The following is a 22,499-nucleotide window of genomic DNA, read 5'->3' on the forward strand; positions in this document are numbered from 1 at the left end:
CCCAACAAAGAAAAACCCCTTGAAGCCACACGGCTCAAGGGGTTTAACTTATTAATACATTGACATGTATTGCTCGCGCTCCCAAGGGTGAACTTGTGTGCGGAACATATCCCATTCGATTTCTTTTGCTTCAATGAAGTGCTCAAGAATGTGCTCGCCGAGTGCGTCTTTGATTGTGTCGTTTTTCTTCAAGACGTCAAGGGCAGCTGCAAGTGTTGCCGGAAGGTCGCGTACGCCTTCTGCTTCGCGCTCTTCTTTGTCCATTGCATAGATGTTGCGGTCTACTGCCGGCGGCGGAGTCATTTTGTTTTTGATTCCGTCAAGACCCGCTTTTAAAAGAACAGCCATAGCCAGGTATGGGTTCGCTGCCGGGTCAACAGAGCGTACTTCTACACGCGTGCTCATGCCGCGTGAAGCCGGGATACGGATTAACGGGCTGCGGTTTTGGCCTGACCATGCCACGTAGCAAGGTGCTTCGTAGCCAGGTACAAGACGCTTGTACGAGTTAACCGTCGGGTTGCAGATCGCTGTGAATGCTTCTGCATTTTTGATTGTGCCCGCGATGAACTGGTACGCTGTTTCGCTCAATTGAAGCTCGCCATCTTCTTGGAAGAATGCGTTTTTGCCGTCTTTGAATAAAGACAAGTTCATGTGCATACCTGAACCGTTCACACCGAACAATGGTTTTGGCATAAATGTCGCATGCAGGCCGTGTTTGCGTGCAATCGTTTTAACAACGAGTTTAAATGTTTGGATATCATCGCAAGCTGAGATTGCATCCGCATATTTAAAGTCGATTTCGTGCTGTCCTGGAGCAACTTCATGGTGAGATGCTTCGATTTCAAAGCCCATTTCTTCCAGCTCAAGCACGATGTCGCGGCGGCAGTTTTCGCCAAGATCGGTTGGGGCAAGGTCGAAGTAACCGCCGTTATCGTTCAATTCAAGAGTCGGTTCGCCATTTTGATCCAATTTGAAGAGGAAGAATTCCGGCTCAGGTCCGAGGTTGAAATCCGTAAAGCCAAGCTCTTCCATTTCTTTTAAAATGCGTTTCAAGTTGGCACGCGGGTCACCTGCGAAAGGCTCGCCGTCCGGCGTGTAAATGTCACAGATTAAACGTGCCACTTTGCCTTTTTCAGCTGTCCAAGGAAACACTACCCATGTATCAAGGTCCGGATAAAGGTTCATGTCAGATTCCTCAATGCGGACGAAACCTTCGATCGAAGAACCGTCAAACATCATTTTATTGTCAAGTGCTTTATCAAGCTGGCTCACTGGAATTTCAACGTTTTTAATTGTTCCAAGAATATCCGTAAATTGAAGGCGGATAAATTTTACGTTTTCTTCTTCAGCTAATCGTTTAATGTCTTCGCGGGTATACTTGCTCATGTTCGTTCATTCCTCCTCAAATATGTAAAACCTTGTATGGCAAAAGATTAGTGGAAAAACCGTCTGTCCATTCCTGAAGACCGGTTGAAGCGGCCGGCATTGATTAATTCTTTCCGGAGCAGCTTCCGCAATTCTTCATCGGTGAACTCTTTTTTCGGCTTCGCGCCACTTTCTTTTGTTTCTGATTGCACTGCCTGTGATTCATCTTTCAGCAAAATTTTTTTAATCCCGGCCATGTTGATGCCCTGATCGAGCAAGTCTTTTACTTCGAGCAGGCGGTCAATATCGTTCAATGAATAGAGACGCCGGTTTCCATCAGAACGATCCGGGGTAATTAAATGATGCTGCTCATAATAGCGAATCTGCCTTGCGGATAAATCGGTTAACTTCATAACAGTTCCCATTGGAAAAAGCGGCATCGTCCGGCGTATTTGGCTGCTCATGTTTTCCCCTCCTCTTAATCTCTGATACACTTACTATAAATCATGTCATTTTATTTGTCAATAACATGTTATGTTTTTTAACATAAAAAAACTCTCTTTTTTCAAGAAGAGTTTTTTGACTAAACAATTGAGTTAATCTTGTTCCTTCATTTTTTTCCGAAAAAAAGAAACCAATGGGACAACCACTAAGAAAAAAATGAATACAGCGAAAATCACCATTTCAGCTATATCCATGACAAGAAAAGGATTAAAGGCATTTCTTAGTGAGGTGGTAAAACCAAAACCTAAAAAGACATCCACGCTAAGTGAAAACAATACTAAAGCGGTCCACAATAAAAGCGCAATACCCAAATTTTTCATTCTTCTACTCTCCAATTGGTTTAGTTGAGGTTTTTATTCCGATTTTTCAAATAAGCGGCAAACAGCAGCAGCGTCGGAATAATGATTTGGAAAGGCAGATGCACGTAAAGAGGAATCACTTTCACTCCTTCCTCAATATGTTCAGAAAAACTGCTTGCAATGATCATCGAAATCAGTAAAATCACAACCCCGATTGGATACACCAGACGTGATGGCTCTTTCACATTAAACAAGTTTGCAGCTCCCGTGACAGCTGCATAGGAAAACACAGCTATTTTAAAAAAGCCACCGATGACCAAGGTAAGCATAAAATAGACATCAAGACGTTCCAAAAACTGCTCCACCTGAATTGTCTGTATAGTAGACAAAAGGGGGAATTGTGAACGAGCTGTAAGGCTTACACCGAGAACGCTGATATTCATCGCCATGACCAGGGCGAGACTGAAGCCGCTTACCCCAAGAGCGTACAAACCTGTTCGTTTTAATTTTTCAGGCCGGTTCAAATAAGGAATAATCATGGCAAATACGATGATTTCTCCAAATGGAATATATAAGGTTTGCGTAATCGCTGTTTTCACAACTGGAAGCATCCCATTTTCGAGTACCGGCTGTAAATTGGTCACCTGGATTACACCAGAAAGAGTGATCAGCAGAAACCCGCTGACCGCCAGCAGGCCGATGAATACAAAGAGCAGCTCACCCGTTCTTGCTAAAACTTCGATTCCTTTTCGTACGGTATAAATAATGACAATGATTAACAACGAATTGGTAACAAACAAAGGTGTTTCTGAATAAGCAAATATGAGTAACATTTCCCCAAAATCCCGCAGTACTCTGGCTGCGAGATACATAAAATAAAGAATATAAAGGAAAGACAGGATCCGGCCGAGAAATTTCCCGATTATTTTTTGCGTATATTCTGTCGGGAGGATATCCGGATAGTAATGATAAAGGCCATAATATATGAAAAACAAACAACATCCGCCTGCCATCCCTATAAGAATGGCCAGCCAGGCATCTTGCTTCGCCTCAATGGCAAGAGGAAGCAATAAGGCGCTTCCAAGCTCAAACAATACTATGAGGACGAACAGCTGATAGGCGCTGATTTTTGCCTTTTCCACTTCCTTGTCACTTCCCTTTCGTTAACGATTCTTTTCCATATCATAAAGATACGATTTGTTTCGCAACCCCGTTCGGCGTATAAAAGCATTTACCTTGACTTCCACTTGTACTTCCGGAAAGGAGACATCACTCCAACCTTTTTTCAATTTTTTCCACGCCTTCGGATCGGAACGATGGACCGCCTCACCAAATCCAAAAATATCTGATTTATTTTCCTGCGCACGCTGAACGGCCTTTTCTATTTCTTTCTTGATTTCCTTTTCCACTGCCTTTTCTATGGACAAAAGTACGTGTGGGTCGTTCAAGTTCACAGGGACTGTGACCTCACGAATATCTCCTTCCGCCCGGATATCAATGGTCATCTTAGGACGGCCTTTTTTCACGTCCGCTGAGACGGTTGTTTTTTGACGGATGACGTGATAGCCAATCGCTTCTTTTTCATTTTCCCAGTTTATATTCACATCTGTTTCTTTCATCTTATCAAGTATCCATACAGTTCCTCTTGACTCTTCCTCATGAAACCAGTCGATCAGCTTCCCTTCCTTAAAAATAGCAATCCCATCGGCTTCCGGATAAGCATCAAGAGTGGACGACTGAATATTTTCCATCTTTTTTCCCTGTTCGGCGTCCCCTTTTAATCGAAAACCGGTCAGGATAAGTTCTTTTCCTGGAGATTCCAGCGTATTAATCGCTTCTTGAATATTGATATTTATGTTTTCACCCCACGCTTGTTCAGTCGTTCTTAATGTATTGATCACTTTGTCCGCCGGGATTTTATCAATGGCGGTCAACGTCTTTATAATATCCTCAGCTTTTGTATCATGAGCAATAACAACCGTCGTCGTTGGCCGAAACTCGGGATCCCGTTCAAAAGCATCAAAAATATCTGTGATGCCTTCTTCTTTTACCAGCTGTTCACCAATCACTACCAGATTGGCATGGGCTTGATACAATCTTCGTGATATTTTTGTGGAAGCACGGAAATGCGCTTCGAGGATATTATCACCTGTTGCGGTAAATACGGAAACGGATGGCGCTTGTCCGCCCCCGCCACCCTGCAGCCCCCCCGCTACGTTTCCAGGATTAATAATTTGAATGGTCTTGACATATTTCCCGTCTTCATTTTTATCAATGCCGACCGCTGAGATGAACGCAAGGTCTGTTAACTCCTTTTTACTCCAACACCCTGATAAAAAGACCGCGCTTATTAATATGATGAGAAGAAACATCCATTTACGATTCATTCCGTTCACCTTTTCCAGCGTTCATTTTTATTTCTCGATCTTCAGGAGGCTGCGGCTGCTGGTTTTCACCCGAACGAACATTATTTCCCGCCGCCATTAACCGTGGTCTTTCTTTAAACATCCACCATGGTTTTCGGACAATTGTATCGCCTGCATTTGTTGGAATAAATGGAGCAAGCGGCGACATATATGGGATGCCGAATGAACGAAGACTGCACAAATGAACGGTCAGCACAATGAGCGCCAGAATAATTCCATAAAAACCGAATGTGGCAGCACTTACCATGAAGAGGAACCGGATCAAACGGGCAGAAATGGCAATGGCTACGGAAGGAGTGGCAAAGTTGGCAATCGCTGTAATGGAAACGATAATCACCATCGCCGGCGAAACAATCCCCGCTTGCACAGCGGCCTGACCGATGACAAGTGCCCCTACGATGGATATGGTCGAACCAATCGCTTTCGGCATTCGAACACCTGCTTCACGTAAAATTTCAAAAATAATTTCCATTATCACGGCTTCGACAAACGCCGGGAAAGGCACGGATTCCCGCTGCGCAGCCACGATGATTAACAGCCCCGTCGGAATCATCTCCTGATGAAAGGTTGTGGCCGCAATGTAAACGGCGGGTCCTAAAATAGAGATAAAAAAAGTAAAGATCCGTAAAAAGCGAATGGCGGTCGCGATATCGAAGCGAGCATAATAATCATCGACAGACTGAAAAAACTGAATAAATACAGCAGGAGCGAGCAGGACAAACGGCGTTCCATTGACAAAAATCGCGACCCTTCCTTCAAGAAGGTTACCTGCGACGACATCCGGTCTTTCTGTATGATAAAGGGTTGGAAATGTGGTCATGGTCTGATCCTCAATGAGCTGTTCGATATAGCCCGATTCAAGAATTCCATCAAGATTAATTTTCTTCAATCGTTGACGCACTTCTTTGATGATTTCATCTTTGGCAATCCCGTTGACATACATAATCGAAACGTCTGTTTTTGTCACTTTTCCCAGCTTCATGGACTCCACCCATAAATTTGGATTGTTAATAATACGGCGCACCATTGCGATATTGGTCTCACTTGATTCAATAAAACTTTCTTTTGAACCGCGTATTGCCAGCTGCGTCGTCGGTTCCTGGATCGATCTTTTATCTCCAGCTCTAGTACTCGCAATGAGCGCTTCGCTTATGCCATCAACAAGAATGGCGGTTTCACCAGACATTAAAGAAGATAACAACTCGTCCAAGCCGCTGACCGGTTTGATCCCCCCGAATGCAACAACCTCCTCGGTAATCACGGCCATCGTCTTTTCTCGAATCAGCTTTTCATGTAAATCACGATTATTCATCATGGACTCAATCAAAAAATCATGAATGGCCTGGCTGTCAACCATTCCTTTCACATATACAACGGCCGCTTTTATTTCAGAATGACGGCCCATTTTCAACGTACGAAAAACGATATCCGAGCTGTTTCCGGTTTTTTGTTTAATGACGTCAAGATTCGCCGATAATGACGCATTTATGGGTTGCTTTGACTGACCTTGGCTGTCTTCTTGCCGGTCTTTGCTGCTGCTTTTTTTCTTGTTTCGTTTAAAAATTGAACGCATCGCATAAGATCCCTTTCTTTCCTAGTTACTTTTATTCTGCCCTGTCAATGAAAACTTTAGCCGTCAGAAACAAAGAAAGACAAACCCGCTCCAACTTGATGAGTTGAAAGCGGGTTTGTCTTTCTTCTGAAGCCTGTTTAATTAAACTTTTTTTACAAATAATTTTCTTGGATTAAATGATCAATCGCGCTTGTCACGGCGATTTTAACATGAGCGTAGGTGAGACCGCCCTGCACATAAGCGGCATATGGCGGCCGCAATGGACCATCAGCCGTAAGTTCAATGCTTGCACCTTGAATGAATGTGCCGGCTGCCATGATCACGTCATCTTCATAGCCCGGCATATAAGCGGGCTGCGGAGTGACGTGCGAATTGACAGGTGACGCAAATTGAATCGCCTGGCAGAACGCGACCATTTTGTCCCGGTCGTCAAATTGAACAGCTTGAATGAGATCGGTGCGCGGTTCGTTCCATGAGGGCGTTGTTTTCATGCCAAACAATTCAAGCATGGCTGCTGTAAACATCGCCCCTTTTACACTTTCCGCCACAACGTGCGGGGCAAGGAACAGCCCTTGATACATTTCTTGCAGGCTGTACAAGCTTGCGCCTGCTTCCGCACCGATTCCCGGGGATGTCATACGATAAGAACAGCTTTCCACATATTCTTTTTTACCAGCAATGTAGCCGCCTGTTTTGGCCAGCCCGCCGCCCGGATTTTTAATTAAGGAACCGGCAATTAAATCCGCACCTGCATGAAGCGGTTCTGTTTTTTCAACAAATTCACCGTAACAGTTGTCCACAAATACAACAGCATCCGGCTTGATTTCTTTCACAAAGCGGCACATTTCAGCGATTTCTTCTATTGTAATGGAAGGACGGACAGCGTATCCTTTCGAGCGCTGAATCGCCACCATTTTTGTTTTATTCGTGATGCTGTCACGAATTCTTGCAAAATCAGGGCGGCCATTTTCATTGAGGTCCACGTGACGGTAGCTGATGCCGAATTCCTTCAGGGACCCGTTGGCAGCTTCACGGATGCCGATAATATCGTCAAGCGTATCATACGGTTTCCCCGTAATATAGAGGAGTTCATCCCCCGGGCGTAAAATCCCGAACAAAGAAATCGTAATGGCATGGGTGCCGGAAATAATTTGCGGCCGCACAAGCGCGCTTTCCCCTCCAAAAACGTCTGCAAATACCTGCTCAAGTGTGTCCCGGCCGGAATCATCGTAGCCGTAGCCGGTCGACGGAGTAAAATGAAAATCGCTCACCTGATTTTTTTGAAAGCTTTGCAGCACACGGAATTGATTGTATTCAGCCATCTGCTCCGCCTGTTTATGTACAGAAGCAATTTTCCGCTCGGCTTCTTCTGCTTTTTCACGGATTAAAGCACCGTTTTTTAATAAATCAAACATACTGGTCATGATTATAATCCTTCTTTCTTTTTCACTTTTTTTATCATAGCAAAAGGACCGTTTTGTTGAAAGAAAAAGTAGCTCTTTGCCAATTCATGTATTATAATAAAAGCCGAACATTTAACATTTCGGATGAAAGAAGGTTCGTGATGGAGATTACATGGGATGTGTTTACGGTGATTGGAACCATCGCTTTTGCCATTTCAGGAGCAATTGTGGCAATGGAAGAGGAATATGATCTATTTGGCATTTATATATTAGGAATGATTACCGCATTTGGCGGGGGAGCCATCAGGAACCTATTAATCGGCGTACCCGTGTCTGCATTGTGGGAACAGGGAGAATTTTTTACGATTGCGATTTTATCGATTACAGCGGTCATTTTGTTTCCGCAAAACCTGCTCCGTCATTGGCCGGTATGGGGCAACTTTTTTGATGCGATCGGACTGTCTGCTTTCGCCATTCAGGGCGCTTTGTACGCAGCCGGCATGGGACACCCGCTCAGCGCCGTCGTTGTGGCGGCGGTATTAACAGGAAGCGGCGGCGGACTTGTCCGCGACGTGCTCGCCCAGCGGAAGCCGGCACTTTTGCGAAATGAAGTATACGGTGTATGGGCAGCGCTCGCCGGTGTATTTATCGCATTAAGCGGCACACAAACACCCGCTCAGCTCATCATTTTGTTTATGTTTATTACGTTTTTGCGCATACTTTCTTATAAATACAGCTGGCATTTGCCAAAACGAACAGTAAAGCTTTAAAATGAAGCACCTGCCTGAATCCCGGGACAGGTGCTTGTTCGTTATACAAACAAAAACAGAGCCTTCTTATTTGACCGGCTCTGTTTTTAGAAGAAACATATCTCCTTTACCTGACTTCATCGCTTCTTCGGTCAGCAGGGAATGGAGCATCATGTCGTTAAAAATACGGGCAATGTCTTCAAGGGAAAGCTCTCCTTCTTTTTTAAACCATTTATACATCCAGTTGATCATGCCCATGATCGCCATCGTTGAAATTTCTGCGGGTACTTCACGCCGGAAATCGCCGGCTGACTGTCCTTCACGAATGATCTGCAGCAGCAGCTGACGGTATTGATCCCGTTTTTCATTAATTTGTGTTTCAAAATGTCCTTTTAAATACGTGCTTTCCTGATAAAAAACGGTAATGTGCGGCTTATACAGATCAAAGATTTTCGTAAACGATGTTATAATCGCACACATTCTCGAAACGGGTTCGGTTTCTTTATCATACGATTCCTTCGCTTTATTGAGCAAATAGGAAATAAAGACGTCGTGAATATGATAAAGCAGCTCATCTTTCGATTTGAAATTGTGGTAAAAGCCGCCTTTTGACGTGCCGCATTCATCGACGATTTGATCGACCGTGACACCATGATAGCCATGCTTTTCAAACATAATTAACGCGGTTTCAATGATTCTTTCTTTTACAGGTTTCTTCTTCATTATCAACATCCTTTTCGACATTTTACCATATGTGTCATTATTGTGACAATTCAAAAATCTTCTCCTTTTAACAGCCTCAGTTCTTTCTTGGAATGCGCCGTCTTTTTCATTAAGCGAAGTGCCTGTTTTCTCGCGGCTTTTTCAATCATCGTGCGAATATTGCGCCCATTGGCAAAGCGGAAGCCTTCTTTTCTCTTTTCTTCCTCGATTTTATTCAATAATATCGGTTTTGCTGCAGCATCAATATCATAGCACTTTTCGTTTGCCGTCAGCTCGGCAATTTGATACAGCTCTTCCACGTCATAATCCTTAAAATGGTGGGAAATCGGAAACCGGGAATGAAGACCGGGATTAAGGGTTAAAAAATGCGCCATTTCCCGCGGGTAGCCGGCTAAAATTAAAATAAACTCGTTCTGATGGTCCTCCATTTGTTTCACAAGGGTGTCGATCGCTTCTTTGCCGAAATCTTTTTCCCCACCGCGCGCCAGCGAATACGCTTCATCAATAAACAGTACACCGCCCATCGCTTTTTTGACAAGATCGCGCGTTTTTTGGGCTGTATGACCGATGTATTCGCCAACAAGATCCGCCCGTTCCGCTTCAATAAAATGGCCTTTCTCCAAAATGCGAAGCTGTTTAAACATCGCCGCGATAATACGTGCCGCGGTTGTTTTCCCTGTGCCTGGGTTGCCGGTGAACATCATATGAAGCATCTGTCCTTTTGTCTCAATGCCTGCTTCTATTCGTTTTTTATTAATGTACGCTGCGGCATACAATTCACGGACGAGTATTTTTAAATCGGCGAGGCCGATCAGCTTTTCCAGTTCTTTTTCAATATCAAGAAGTGTTTCGTGGTCAGGATGCCGGCGCCAGTCGGGTTCCGCTGCCGGCGCTGTTTTTTCTTTCGGCTGCAGGACGACATGAATGCGGCCCGGCTGATTGATCTGCTTCATGACTCGCCCTCCTCTTCCTAAAATGTATGCGAACTGCACAAAAAAAGACCCGCGCGTTTTAGCGGGTCCGTATTCCTTATTCTTGTTCATCAAAATTCAAGCTGACACTGCGCTGAGGAGCAAATGTAGAAATGGCATGTTTGAAAACGAGCTGTTGCTTTCCATCTGTTTCAACCAGTACGGTGAAATTATCAAACCCTTTAATAAGGCCGCGGAGCTGGAACCCATTCAATAAAAAAACCGTGACCATCGTGTTATCTTTGCGCAGCTGGTTTAAAAATTGATCTTGAATGTTAATCGGCTGTTTCATGCTTCGTCCTCCTCTTTCTATCTAAATCCATTATTACTTATTCTATCTCAGATTCAGCTTTCCTGCCAGCAATGCGCAAATTTGTTGTTTTTTTTCATCACGAAGCGCTTCATCTGTCATATCCACCCATTCAAGATCCATTTTGTTGCGGAACCATGTCAGCTGCCGTTTCGCATAACGGCGGGAATTTTGTTTTAAAAGATCCACCGCTTCTTCCAATGACTGATGCCCTTTTAAATAGCCGAACAATTCTTTATAGCCGATTGCCTGAACAGCCGGCGCGTCCTTCAGTCCGAGGTCATAAAGCTTTTTTGCTTCCGCTAAAAGGCCGGCAGCGATCATTTTATCTACCCGTTTATTGATCCTTGCATATAATACAGACCGCTCCATTGTCAGGCCGACAATGGCGCTGTCGTATTTTTCATCCGGCCTTTCAGCGCTTTGCTGCTCGGATGCCAGGCGGCCGGTCGTATAAAAAATTTCGAGTGCTCTAATCGTGCGGCGTACATTATTCGGGTGGATCGCTGCAGCGGCTGCCGGATCAACGGACCGCAATGTTTCATGCATGGCAGCGGCGCCCGTTTTTTCCGCTTCTTCTTCTAACCGTTTACGGACTGCATCATCACGCCCGTCTCCGGCGAATTGATAATCGTACAAAACTGATTGGATATAAAGACCAGTGCCGCCGCAAATAATGGGCAGTTTGCCTCTCGCGTTTATTTCTGATATTTTTTCCCGGGCGAGCCGCTGAAATTCAGCTGCGGAAAATGATTCATCCGGATTTTTAATATCGATTAAATGGTGCGGCACTCCGTCCATTTCTTCTTTTGTCACTTTCGCCGTCCCAATATCGAGCCCGCGGTAGATTTGCATCGAATCCCCGCTGATCACTTCCCCGTTTAACTGCTTCGCCGCAAAAATACTTAAGTCTGTTTTTCCGGATGCAGTCGGTCCGATAATGACCGCTACTTTTTCTTTCGTCACCTTATCTCACAGCCTTCTCATTTGTCAGTATCCTTATTATAGCGGATTCAGACCGTTACGAACAGGCGGCGATTTCCTCTTCCAATTCAAGAGCGTGCTTTTCTTTTTCTGCATCCGTCCAGCCGAAATAATCGGCCAGAACGTCCGTACACGCCTCTTTATATTGATGGACCGTTTTGATGTCAAACAAAAGGGCACCCGTCCGGCGGATAAAAAAGTCGGACGGTGTATACGCCATTTCTTTTTCAACGGCGTACATAAGCTGTGCGTATAACACATCCGGCAGCAGCTTATCCTCATGTTTATGGGCGAATAACTGATCCGCGTTCGATCCGTACATTTGGACTAAAAAGCGGGCATCGTCTTCTGAAAATCCTTTCGCCATCCCATCGGCTGTTTTTGCTTTCACAAACGCCGGGAAGTGCGCAGAACCACCCACATCTCCGCCGGATATCGGCAAATGTTTTGTTTCCGAAGGACTGTAAATGATGCCAGTCTCTTCTTTTAAGCGTTTCGCCACCAGATCGACAATTGTTTCCGCCATTTTACGGTAACCGGTCAATTTCCCGCCGGCAATGGTGAGCAAGCCCGATTCCGATTCCCAAATTTCATCCTTACGTGAAATTTCGGACGGATCTTTTCCCTGTTCATAAATAAGCGGACGGACCCCTGACCACGATGATTCAATATCTGATTCTTTCACATGGAGAGATGGAAACATGAAGCGGATCGCATCAAGCAAATAAGCCCGGTCTTCATCCGTTACATCCGGGCGAATCGGATCCTGTTCGTAAAATGTATCAGTCGTGCCGACGTACGTTTTTCCGTCCCGTGGAATCGCAAACACCATTCGTTTATCCGGCGTGTCAAAATAAATAGCCTGATGAAGCGGAAAGATCGATTCATCTATGACAATATGGACACCTTTTGTCAGGCGAAGCTGCTTTCCATTTTCACCGCCGTCTTTTTTGCGGACCGAATCAACCCACGGACCGGATGCATTAATGACTTTTTTAGCGGAAATCGTCAAGCGGCTGCCGTTGATTTGATCGACTGCTTCAATGCCTGTGACGCGGCCATTCTCATATTGGAAACGATCCGCTTTCACATAATTGACACAGACCGCCCCTTTTTCGGCCGCTTTTTTCATCACTTCCAGCGTCAAACGGGCATCGTCTGTCCGGTATTCCACATAGTAGCCGCCGCCTTTAAGTCCCTCTTTTTTTACAAGAGGTTCTTTTTTCAATGTTTCAGTCACGGACAGCATCGAACGGCGTTCTGAACGTTTGACTCCGGCTAAGAAATCATAAACACGAAGAGCGGCGGAAGTGGTAAACTTTCCGAATGTGCCGCCTTCATGAAGCGGCAAAAGCATCCATTCAGGTTTCGTGACGTGGGGACCGTTTTCATAGACGATCGCCCGTTCTTTCCCGACTTCCGCCACCATTTTCACTTCCAGCTGTTTTAAGTAGCGGAGCCCGCCATGCACCAGCTTTGTCGAGCGGCTTGATGTCCCGGCCGCAAAATCCTGCATATCTATGAGCGCTGTTTTCATGCCGCGCATCGCCGCATCGAGTGCAATTCCGGCTCCTGTAATGCCGCCGCCAATAACAAGCACATCAAATGTGTCATTTTTCAGTTTGTCCGTATGGTCTTTGCGGCTATAATTAGAAAAGTTCATATCGTCATCCCCTTGATTGTCATTTACCCGAAAAAAACAAAAAGAGACCTGAAATCGCAAAACAGTCATCGCTGTTTTGCTTTCAGGTCTCTCCAGTTCTCCGGACAATGTATTAACTTGAGTTTATTGTATCATACCTGTTTATTGAAACGCAATAGCCGCCTTCACAGCTTTTTTCCACCCATTGTACAAATCATCCCGAACACTGTCTTCCATGTTCGGATCAAACGTGCGTGCAATTTTCCAGTTTCGGGAAATTTCCGAACGGTCGTTCCAGAAGCCAACCGCAAGACCGGCCAAGTACGCGGCGCCAAGTGCTGTCGTTTCATTAATTTTTGTCCGCTCCACCGGCACATCCAATAAATCACTTTGGAATTGCATTAAAAACGTATTCTTGACCGCTCCGCCGTCTACGCGCAATGTTTTCAACGAAATAGAGGAGTCAGCTTCCATTGCCTCGAGGACATCTTTCGTTTGATACGCCAATGATTCCAGCACCGCACGGATAAAATGTTCTTTTTCGGTGCCGCGTGTTAATCCGAATACCGCCCCGCGCACGTCACTTTCCCAGTATGGTGTGCCCAATCCGACAAAGGCCGGAACAACGTACACCCCGTCCGTTGACGCAACACGCTCTGCATACTGCTCACTGTCACCGGCATTTTTCAGCATACGCAATCCATCACGAAGCCATTGAATGGCCGAACCTGCCACGAAAATACTGCCTTCCAGCGCATATTCCACTTTTCCATCGATGCCCCAGGCAATCGTTGTTAAAAGACCATGCTCCGATTTCACCGCTTTTTCACCTGTATTCATCAGCATGAAGCAGCCGGTTCCATACGTATTTTTTGCCATTCCTTCCTCGAAGCAGGCTTGTCCAAACAGCGCCGCCTGCTGATCGCCTGCCGCACCCGCCACTGGAATTTCCTGGCCGAAAAAGTGGAATGGCGCCGTTTTCCCGTACACACCTGATGATGGACGCACTTCCGGCAGAAGCGATTCTGGAACACCTAAAATATCAAGCAGCTCTTGATCCCATTCGAGCGTATGAATATTAAACATGAGCGTACGGGAGGCATTGGAATAGTCTGTGACATGTGATTGGCCGCCTGTCAGCTTCCAGATGAGCCACGTATCCATTGTACCGAATAATAATTCGCCGCGTTCCGCTTTTTCACGCGCTCCTTCCACGTTGTCGAGAATCCATTTTACTTTTGTCCCGGAAAAATAGGGGTCAACAAGGAGACCAGTTTTATCTCGGAACGTCTGCTCATGTCCGCTTTGTTTTATTTCCGTACAAATATCCGCCGTCTGCCGGGACTGCCATACAATCGCATGATAAATCGGACGGCCTGTTTCTTTATCCCAGATAACCGTTGTTTCACGCTGGTTCGTAATACCGATTGCTTCAATCTGTCCGGCTTGAATATCTTTTTCAGTTAAAACGGTTGCCATACAGGCTAACACCGAACCCCAAATTTCGCTGGCATCATGTTCCACCCAGCCCGGATTCGGAAAATGCTGCGTAAATTCTTTTTGAGCGGAATGAACGATATCCCCGTCTTTATTAAACAAAATCGCCCGTGAGCTTGTCGTTCCTTGGTCAATCGACATAATATATTTTTCCATGTGAAACTCCTCCTTATTTTTGCGTATAAGCCTGCACAACGGCTCCGGCTGACACGTACTTAATCAAGATCACGATGACGGCGCATACAGCCAGTGCAATGTAAAAAGCGCTTGTCCCTTCATTTAAGAAAAAGCCTTTATAAAAAAGAGCCGCTAATATGGAGCCTGCAATCGGACCCACAACCGGCACCCATGCATACTTCCAGTTCGAGTGCCCTTTTCCCGGAATCGGCAATAAAAAGTGGGCCACTCTCGGACCGAGATCACGTGCGGGATTGATCGCATATCCAGTCGTTCCGCCGAGTGATAATCCGATCGCTGTAATTAAAAAACCGACGATCAATGGATTAAGTCCTTCTGTAAACTCATTCGCACCAATCGTAAAAATCCCTGTAATTAAAATAAATGTTCCGATGATCTCGCTTAATATATTCGCATGCGGCCGTTCCACAGCCGGCGATGTGGCAAAAACACCGAGTTTCGTACCGGCATCCGGCGTTTCTTCCCAATGAGGCAAAAAATGCAGGTAAATAACTGCTGAACCAATCATCGCGCCGATCATTTGCGCTGTTACATATAATACAACATCTGACCATGGAAAGGCACCATTGACAGCAAGCGCAAGGGTGACAGCCGGATTTAAGTGGGCACCGCTTACAGTACCGACCGCATAAACGGCCATCGTCACGGCGAATCCCCAGCCGAAAGCAATCACGACCCAGCCGGCTCCTTCAGCGAATGATTTTTTTAAACTTACATTCGCACACACCCCTGCGCCAAATATAATTAATAAGGCTGTTCCAATTAACTCTCCCATAAAAGGTGTCATTTTAAATCCATCCTTTCGATTTTTCGCTGCCTTATACGCACCCGGGATCGCATAAAAGGCCGGACAACAAAAAAACTCACACTGATCCCGCTGGCGGGTGTCAATGTGAGTCTCCATGTTCTCTTTCACAAATTTATGAACTTATATTTATCCTACACGCAAATGGAAGCGGTGTCAATTGTTTTTTCGATTGTTTCAAAGGTGTCTGTTTTTCGGTATGATAAAAACAGGAGGAGATGAAATGGAAGTCAATTTAAATCAATTAAAGCAGCATAAGTCTATAGAGAAGAAAGAATACAAAACAGAGCTCGAAAAATATCAGCGCCGTCTGCTCAGTTTGCAGCAGCTTTTGTTTCGGGAGAAAATCGGCCTCCTTATTGCAATGGAAGGAGTGGACGCTGCCGGGAAAGGAGGCGCCATTAAACGGTTGACCGCTCAGCTTGATCCGCGCGGTATTGTTGTTCATCCGATTTCCGCACCGGCTCCTCATGAATTGCGCTATCACTACATGCATCGTTTTTGGCGGAAACTCCCGCAGCATGGTCAAATTGCGATTTTTGACCGCTCCTGGTACGGCCGTATTTTAGTCGAACGAATTGAAAGATACGCAGCGAAAGAGGAATGGAAGCGGGCATACGATGAAATCAATCATTTTGAAAAGCTGTTGACGGATGACCGGTACATCTTGATTAAATTTTGGGTTCAAATATCAAAAGACGAGCAGCTGCGCCGGTTTGAAGAACGTCAAAATAATCCGCTCAAAAGATGGAAAATAACAGAAGAAGACTGGCGCAACCGCAACAAATGGGATGCGTATACAGATGCGGCCGAAGAAATGATGCGCCGTACCGATCACGACTACGCACCATGGCATGTAATCGAAGGAAATGATAAAAAATATGCCCGGGTCACAATTTTGCGGAAAACGGTCGAACATATCGAAAAATATGTACTCGAATCAGGATTAAATCTTCCTGAATATTCATTATTTGGCGCATAATAAAAGGTGGAGCTTTCCCATAAACTGCAGGTGGCGAAGGACCAGCCGGCCATCGATATAGAAAGTAGATGGGGATGTCTCAAAAGCTTAATAAGAAACCCCTTTTTCATTTCTATGACCGGATTTCTTGCACTTTGGACCGGTTTCCTTGTAATTTGGGCCGAATTCCCGTAAATTCGGCCTTCAAGAGGCGGAATCCGGCTTTCATATCGATAAATCGGCCTAAATGGCTCAGAATCCGGCCTTCCCCCCATACTTATGGGACATCCTCATCTCTCCCATTCATTCACCTTCAAATTCTTTCCACAGGGCAATATCAGAAGTCGTAACAGCTGATGCCCCCGCTTTAAGCGCAGCCGCTACTTCTTCCTTCGTGTCAATTAACCCGCCGGCAAAAATCGGCTTACCTGTCTCCCGGCGGATCGCTTCAATAATTTTCGGCGCTACACCCGGCAGCACCTCAATAAAATCCGGATCCGCTTTTTGCGCGAGTTTCACACTCCGGCTTAATGCATTTGAATCGAGAATAAACGCCCGCTGCGTAGCAATAAGTCCTTTTTGTTTTGCTTTGATGAGCGCCGACCCTTTTGTAGAAATAATGCCGTGCGGTTTCGCGTAACGGGCGATGAATTCCACCCCATGTTCATCCCCGGTCAGCCCGCTGATTAAATCAAGATGGACAAACATTTTTTTCTCGTACTGGCGCGCCAGATCCATCACGCTTTTTACCATGCCGATGTGCAAATCTAAAAACACACCGTATTCAAAGTTCATGTCCAGCATTTTTTCAAAATCTTTCATTGAACGGATAGCCGGCAATATTTTTTGTCCATTAAATGACATAAAGCACCTCCTTACATAATTCGTTTAAACATTTTTTCGATATCATAGTTGGATAGATGAATCGCAATCGGCCGGCCGTGCGGGCATGTAAATGGATCTTCGCTTTCCCGCAGATCATGCAGCAGCTGCTCGATTTCATCGTTCCGTAAATGACGGTTCGCTTTGATCGATCCTTTACAGCTCATTAAAATCGCCGCTTCTTCACGAATTTTTTTCACATCCGGCTTTTTCATCTGCAGCACTTCTTCAATCATTTCTTCAATAACTTCGCGCTCTTCATTTTTTGGAAACCATGATGGATGCGCACGGACAATATACGACTTATCGCCAAACGGTTCTAAAAACACACCGACTTCTTCAAGAGAAGCACGGTTTTCTTCAATTTTAAGCCATTCATCCGCTGAAAAATCAAATGTCATCGGAATGAGCAGTTCCTGCAGTTCATTTTCAACCTGTCCGACTTTTTCGCGGTAATATTCGTATTTCAACCTTTCTTGAGCGGCATGCTGGTCAATCATATATAAGCCGTTTTCGTTTTGTGCAAAAATGTAGGTGCCGTGCATTTGCCCGATAGGATACAGCGGCGGCATTCGTTTAGCAGACGGTTTTTCCGGTTCGCGTTCAGGTTCTGGTTCGCGCACATCCGGTGGTTCAGGCGCATCCGAAAATGGGATCATCGGTGCCGGTTCTTTTACCGGTTCATCGTAAAATACGGGATCATACAGCTTTTTGACTTCTTCTGACGGCGGAAGCACCGGTTTAGACGGCCTTGATGCCTCAAATTGAAACGCACGCTGTTCGGTGAAATCCTTTCGTTTTTTTAACGTTGGTAAAGCATCCGGTATGAGCGTTTCTTTACGGAGCGCCTCTTTAACAGCGGCAGTGATTTGCGTACATAGTTCCTGTTCTTTGCTGAAACGAACTTCTAATTTGGACGGGTGGACATTTACATCGACTAAAATCGGATCCATTTTTACATTGACCAGCACGATCGGATAGCGGCCGACCGGCAAAAAGGTATGATAGCCTTCTAAAATAGCGTTCGACACTTTGAAGTTTTTAATGAACCGGCCATTCACCATTATCGACATGTAATTTCGTGAGGCCCGGGTCAATTCCGGCAGCGAAATAAAGCCGGACACGTCAAAATCCAGTGATTGAGCCGAGATTGGAATCATGTTTTTGGCGATGCTGATTCCGTAAATGGCCGCCAGCACTTGTTTCGCATCCCCGTTCCCGTTTGTTTTCAGCAGTTCGCGGCCGTTATGGCGCAGACGGAATGAGACGTCGGGGCGGCTGAGTGCCATCCGGTTAACAACGTCTGTAATATTGCCAAGTTCGGTATGCACGCTTTTCATATATTTTAAACGGGCGGGTGTATTGAAAAATAAATTAGAGACAACGATTTCGGTTCCTTTTCGTGCCAGACCCGGTTTTTTTGACTGGATGACACCGCCGGACAGAACAATTTCCGTGCCGGCTTCTTCACCGGTTGATGTCGTCATGATTAAATCGGAGACAGAAGCAATACTCGGCAAGGCTTCACCGCGAAAGCCGAGTGTTCGAATACGAAACAGATCGTTTTCATCTTTAATTTTGCTTGTCGCATGCCGGTAAAAGGCGCGTTCGACGTCATCTGGATCGATGCCGTCGCCGTTATCGTTGACGCGGATCGAAGCAAGGCCCGCTTCTTCCACGTCAATTTCCACGACCGTACTGCCGGCGTCCAGTGCATTTTCAGTTAGCTCTTTCACGACGGAAGCCGGACGTTCCACTACTTCACCGGCGGCAATTTTATTGGACAGCGATTCATCGAGCTGCTTAATGATGCCCATTTTATCACCTCTTTTTCGTTCTCACATTATCTTTTAACGCCGTTTCGATTCTTCACTGATTTTTGCAGCGCATAGAGTGTATTCATCGCTTCTAATGGTGTCATTTCCATAATGTCATAGCTTAAAAGCGTTGAAATGAGTGACTGTTCTTCTTTTGGAGCTGTCTCTTTCACTGGTTCAGGCTCGTCAAAAAACGAAAGCTGCCCTTCATTAACGACGGCCGGCTTGTCTTTTTTATTTTCAAGAGAGTGCAGCAATTCATCGGCACGAGCGATCACATCTTCCGGAAGACCGGCCAGCTGCGCCACATGAATGCCGTAACTTTTATCGGCGGCACCGTCTTTTACTTTATGCAAAAAGACGACTTTTCCGTTTTGCTCCGCAGCGGTTACATGAACGTTTTGAACGTGTGTAAGCGACTGATCCAGCACCGTCAATTCATGGTAATGGGTGGAGAACAATGTCTTCGCTTTAATGTTTGTATGAATGTATTCAATCATAGCCTGCGCCAGTGCCATCCCGTCATATGTGGATGTTCCCCGCCCAATTTCATCGAATAAAATAAGCGAGCGGTCCGTTGCATTGACAATCGCATGTTTTGCTTCCAGCATCTCGACCATAAAGGTGCTCTGGCCGGAAACTAAATCATCCGCGGCGCCAATTCGTGTGAAAATTTGATCAAAAATAGGAAGGATCGCTTTTTCAGCGGGAACGTAGCAGCCAATCTGCGCCAGGATGGAAATGAGAGCTGTCTGCCGCATGTAGGTGCTTTTCCCTGACATATTTGGACCTGTAATGAGCAGCATGTCCCGTTCAGGTCCCATCAGACAATTATTCGGTACGAACAGCTGGGCATCCATGACTTTTTCTACGACCGGATGGCGTCCTTCCTCAATGATCATCGTCCGGTCTTGCGAAAATACTGGACGCACAAACCGGCGCGATTCACTGATGGCGGCAAAACATTGAAGAACGTCTATTTCACTAACTGTCCGGGCAAGATGCTGAAGACGCGAAATGAATTCCTTCACTTTCTCCCGCAGCTGAGAAAAAAGCTCATATTCAAGCTCCATCATTTGATCATTGGCTTCTAAAATAAGCGTTTCTTTTTCTTTTAGCTCCGGCGTCACAAACCGCTCACAGTTCGCGAGTGTCTGCTTTCGTTCGTACCGCCCTTCTTCAAGGAAATGGAGATTGGCTTTTGTCACTTCTATATAATAGCCAAAAATACGGTTATAGCCGATTTTCAGTGATTTAATGCCTGTTTTTTCACGCTCTTCTTTTTCGAGCTCCGCGATCCACTGTTTTCCGTTCCGTGCAGCATCCCGGTATTCATCAAGCTGTGTATGGAATCCGTCCTTGATCATGCCGCCTTCTTTCACGGAAATAGGCGGCTCATGGATCAGTGCGCGGTCGAGCAGGTCATACAATTCGGTACACGGATCAAGCTTGTCCGCTAATTGCTGCACTTCATCTCCATTAATTTTTTTTAATAGATTTGTTAACAGCGGAATTTGCCCTAGTGATTTTTTCAGCTGAACAAGGTCACGCGCATTCACATTGCCAAAGGCGACACGTCCTGCGAGGCGCTCTAAATCATATACTTCCTTTAACTGTTCACGCAGTTCTTCCCGTTCGAAAAAATTCGCCATAAACGTTTCCACGATGTCCAGACGGCGGTTAATGTCCGCTTCATTTAACAGCGGCCGGTCGATCCATTGCTTTAAAAGCCGCCCTCCCATTGCTGTTTTTGTTTCATCCAGCAGCCATAAAAGCGACCCTTTCCGTCCTTTAGAACGGATCGTTTCCGTCAATTCAAGGTTTCGTTTCGAAAAATAATCGATGTTCATATAATCGCGGATTTCATATTGCTCTGCCGGCTGCAAGTGATCAAGGTTTCGCTTTTGCGTGCGGTGCAGGTAATGATAAAGACGGGCAGTTCCTTTTCTCAGTAAGGAATGCGTTAATTTTGTCATGAGCGCGTCAAATTCAAATTCATCTGTATTTTCTTCAACGGAAATAACCGCACCAAGACGGCCTATCATTTGCTTTATTTCATTCTCCGTCCACGTGCCATTCGTGATGACTTCTTTGACACCGTATGCCGCAAGTTCGTGCAGTGCGCCGTCAAATGATTGAAAAACAGCTGTACGGCATTCACCTGTTGTCAAGTCTGCCGCCGCAATGGCATATTCACTTCCGGACCGCTCAAATGACGCAAGATAATGATTTTCTTTTTCTTGAATACCGGCTCCTTCCATCATCGTACCCGGTGTGATGACTTGAACAACTTCACGTTTGATCACGCCTTTTGCCTGCTTCGGATCTTCCCGCTGCTCGCAAATGGCTACTTTATGCCCTGCTTCAATCAGTCTTTCGATGTATCCTTTGGCCGAATGATAGGGCACGCCGCACATCGGGATGCGGTCTTCGCTGCCGCCGTCACGCGAGGTTAATGTAATTTCAAGAATTTGACTCGCTTTCAAGGCATCGTCAAAAAACATTTCATAAAAGTCGCCGAGGCGAAAAAATAAAAAGGCATCTTCATAGTCTGCCTTTACACGTAAATATTGCTGAATCATTGGAGTATATTGTGCCATGATTAATCCCTCTCTGTCGGTCTTCTTATGCTAGTATAGCACACAGAAAAAAGCGGGAAAACAGTCTGCTTCCCGCTGCGCTATTATTTGGAATCATGTTCTTCCGCCGTTTCCCGCTCACATTCCCACTCATCTTCAAACGAGTTAACGGACACGACTATTTTCGTTTCACCCGTTACTTCTACAGACAATTCACGCTCCGCCTGCACGTTAATTTTCGTGCCGCAGTCACTGATAACGGCTTCCTGGCAGTTTGGCTGCTGAATCACTTTTACCCACACATCGTCATCACCCTTGCTGTCATCATCACGGTAGGAAAGTTTAATTTTATCTTTATATTCCACTTTTTCAGTTACGACCGCAGTTTTTGTATGATTATGATAGGAATACCAGACGTTAATTTCATATGTGCCGAATACTTCTGTTTTATCCCCGGCTTTTTTTGCCTTATATTCATGGTTGATGATCCAGCAGCCGAGAATGCCGGACGGCTTATTGGGCGGTAAGACCGTATGGTGTGTCTGCGTGTACTTTCTGCCTTTGGCGACGACGGACTTCGTGATGATTTCGCGATATTGACTCAAGATGTGCGTCCCTCCTCTTTGTTAGTCTCTGTATTGTATGCAGGGGGATTGAGTGGTGTGCCCATAAATTTACGCTTTTTGTCAGCTGCCTTTTTTCAATCTGCATCAGGTCAGGGATGACAAAAAAATTGGGGCTGTCTCAAAAGCCTCTTAAATGAAGAATATCCGGCGGGTTCTTGAAAAGTACCCGCCGGATTTTTTCGTTT

At 45.5% G+C, this 22,499-nt stretch carries 20 protein-coding genes; 2 read left to right on the top strand and 18 right to left on the bottom strand.

Annotated features, from left to right (window positions below; genetic code table 11):
* Positions 1–51: 51 nt before the first annotated feature.
* The 7 genes from glnA to BTO30_RS15110 form a co-directional block, all read right to left on the bottom strand.
* On the bottom strand, positions 52–1,386 hold the full coding sequence (gene glnA, locus BTO30_RS15080) for a type I glutamate--ammonia ligase (protein WP_075399530.1): 1,335 nt from the start codon (positions 1,384–1,386) through the stop codon (positions 52–54).
* Between the two features lie 47 nt (positions 1,387–1,433).
* Complete coding sequence (locus BTO30_RS15085; protein ID WP_075399531.1) at positions 1,434–1,829, bottom strand: MerR family transcriptional regulator; 396 nt, start codon at positions 1,827–1,829, stop codon at positions 1,434–1,436.
* A gap of 132 nt (positions 1,830–1,961) precedes the next feature.
* Complete coding sequence (locus BTO30_RS15090) at positions 1,962–2,189, bottom strand: YczF family membrane protein (RefSeq protein ID WP_075399532.1); 228 nt, start codon at positions 2,187–2,189, stop codon at positions 1,962–1,964.
* A 20-nt stretch (positions 2,190–2,209) separates the two neighbouring features.
* The gene (locus BTO30_RS15095) at positions 2,210–3,310 is read right to left on the bottom strand and encodes a GerAB/ArcD/ProY family transporter (protein WP_075399533.1); all 1,101 of its coding nucleotides are present in this window, start codon (positions 3,308–3,310) and stop codon (positions 2,210–2,212) included.
* A gap of 21 nt (positions 3,311–3,331) precedes the next feature.
* Complete coding sequence (locus tag BTO30_RS15100; RefSeq protein WP_075399534.1) at positions 3,332–4,555, bottom strand: Ger(x)C family spore germination protein; 1,224 nt, start codon at positions 4,553–4,555, stop codon at positions 3,332–3,334.
* Positions 4,545–6,167: a spore germination protein gene (locus BTO30_RS15105; protein WP_075399535.1), complete on the bottom strand. Its 1,623-nt coding sequence runs from the start codon at positions 6,165–6,167 to the stop codon at positions 4,545–4,547. The genes BTO30_RS15100 and BTO30_RS15105 overlap by 11 nt, the downstream gene beginning before the upstream one ends.
* Before the next feature lie 152 nt (positions 6,168–6,319).
* Positions 6,320–7,582 (bottom strand): methionine gamma-lyase family protein, encoded by a 1,263-nt coding sequence (locus tag BTO30_RS15110; RefSeq protein WP_075399552.1) that lies wholly within the window; start codon positions 7,580–7,582, stop codon positions 6,320–6,322.
* A gap of 155 nt (positions 7,583–7,737) precedes the next feature.
* On the opposite strand from BTO30_RS15110, the gene BTO30_RS15115 reads away from it, so the two are divergent.
* Positions 7,738–8,340 (top strand): trimeric intracellular cation channel family protein, encoded by a 603-nt coding sequence (locus BTO30_RS15115; RefSeq protein WP_075399553.1) that lies wholly within the window; start codon positions 7,738–7,740, stop codon positions 8,338–8,340.
* Positions 8,341–8,406: 66 nt separating this feature from the next.
* On the opposite strand, the gene BTO30_RS15120 is transcribed toward BTO30_RS15115, so the two are convergent.
* The 7 genes from BTO30_RS15120 to BTO30_RS15150 form a co-directional block, all read right to left on the bottom strand.
* The gene (locus BTO30_RS15120) at positions 8,407–9,042 is read right to left on the bottom strand and encodes a TetR/AcrR family transcriptional regulator (RefSeq protein ID WP_075399536.1); all 636 of its coding nucleotides are present in this window, start codon (positions 9,040–9,042) and stop codon (positions 8,407–8,409) included.
* A gap of 50 nt (positions 9,043–9,092) precedes the next feature.
* Positions 9,093–9,995, bottom strand: a complete 903-nt coding sequence (locus tag BTO30_RS15125; RefSeq protein WP_143331987.1) for an AAA family ATPase — start codon at positions 9,993–9,995, stop codon at positions 9,093–9,095.
* Positions 9,996–10,071: 76 nt separating this feature from the next.
* The gene (gene hfq / locus BTO30_RS15130) at positions 10,072–10,305 is read right to left on the bottom strand and encodes an RNA chaperone Hfq (protein WP_075399537.1); all 234 of its coding nucleotides are present in this window, start codon (positions 10,303–10,305) and stop codon (positions 10,072–10,074) included.
* 42 nt (positions 10,306–10,347) lie between these two features.
* The gene (gene miaA, locus BTO30_RS15135; protein WP_075399538.1) at positions 10,348–11,289 is read right to left on the bottom strand and encodes a tRNA (adenosine(37)-N6)-dimethylallyltransferase MiaA; all 942 of its coding nucleotides are present in this window, start codon (positions 11,287–11,289) and stop codon (positions 10,348–10,350) included.
* 55 nt (positions 11,290–11,344) lie between these two features.
* Positions 11,345–12,970 carry a glycerol-3-phosphate dehydrogenase/oxidase gene (locus BTO30_RS15140; RefSeq protein ID WP_075399539.1) on the bottom strand — a complete coding sequence of 542 codons (1,626 nt, stop codon included), beginning with the start codon at positions 12,968–12,970 and terminating at the stop codon, positions 11,345–11,347.
* A gap of 141 nt (positions 12,971–13,111) precedes the next feature.
* Positions 13,112–14,602, bottom strand: a complete 1,491-nt coding sequence (glpK, locus tag BTO30_RS15145) for a glycerol kinase GlpK (RefSeq protein ID WP_075399540.1) — start codon at positions 14,600–14,602, stop codon at positions 13,112–13,114.
* Positions 14,603–14,615: 13 nt separating this feature from the next.
* Positions 14,616–15,431 (bottom strand): MIP/aquaporin family protein, encoded by an 816-nt coding sequence (locus BTO30_RS15150; protein WP_075399541.1) that lies wholly within the window; start codon positions 15,429–15,431, stop codon positions 14,616–14,618.
* A gap of 241 nt (positions 15,432–15,672) precedes the next feature.
* Between BTO30_RS15150 and BTO30_RS15155 the strand changes: the two genes are divergently transcribed.
* Positions 15,673–16,431 carry a polyphosphate kinase 2 family protein gene (locus BTO30_RS15155; RefSeq protein ID WP_075399542.1) on the top strand — a complete coding sequence of 253 codons (759 nt, stop codon included), beginning with the start codon at positions 15,673–15,675 and terminating at the stop codon, positions 16,429–16,431.
* Between the two features lie 282 nt (positions 16,432–16,713).
* Here BTO30_RS15155 and BTO30_RS15160 read toward each other — a convergent pair whose 3' ends face one another.
* The 4 genes from BTO30_RS15160 to cotE form a co-directional block, all read right to left on the bottom strand.
* Positions 16,714–17,274, bottom strand: coding sequence for a glycerol-3-phosphate responsive antiterminator (locus tag BTO30_RS15160; protein ID WP_075399543.1), 561 nt, complete (start codon positions 17,272–17,274; stop codon positions 16,714–16,716).
* A gap of 11 nt (positions 17,275–17,285) precedes the next feature.
* A complete protein-coding gene (gene mutL, locus BTO30_RS15165) occupies positions 17,286–19,109 on the bottom strand; it encodes a DNA mismatch repair endonuclease MutL (protein WP_075399544.1) in 1,824 nt (607 codons plus the stop codon).
* A 26-nt stretch (positions 19,110–19,135) separates the two neighbouring features.
* Positions 19,136–21,709: a DNA mismatch repair protein MutS gene (mutS, locus tag BTO30_RS15170; RefSeq protein WP_211272852.1), complete on the bottom strand. Its 2,574-nt coding sequence runs from the start codon at positions 21,707–21,709 to the stop codon at positions 19,136–19,138.
* Between the two features lie 83 nt (positions 21,710–21,792).
* On the bottom strand, positions 21,793–22,293 hold the full coding sequence (cotE, locus tag BTO30_RS15175; protein ID WP_075399546.1) for an outer spore coat protein CotE: 501 nt from the start codon (positions 22,291–22,293) through the stop codon (positions 21,793–21,795).
* Positions 22,294–22,499 lie beyond the last annotated feature (206 nt).

This window comes from Domibacillus antri, from assembly GCF_001936625.1.
GTDB lineage: Bacteria > Bacillota > Bacilli > Bacillales > Domibacillaceae > Domibacillus > Domibacillus antri.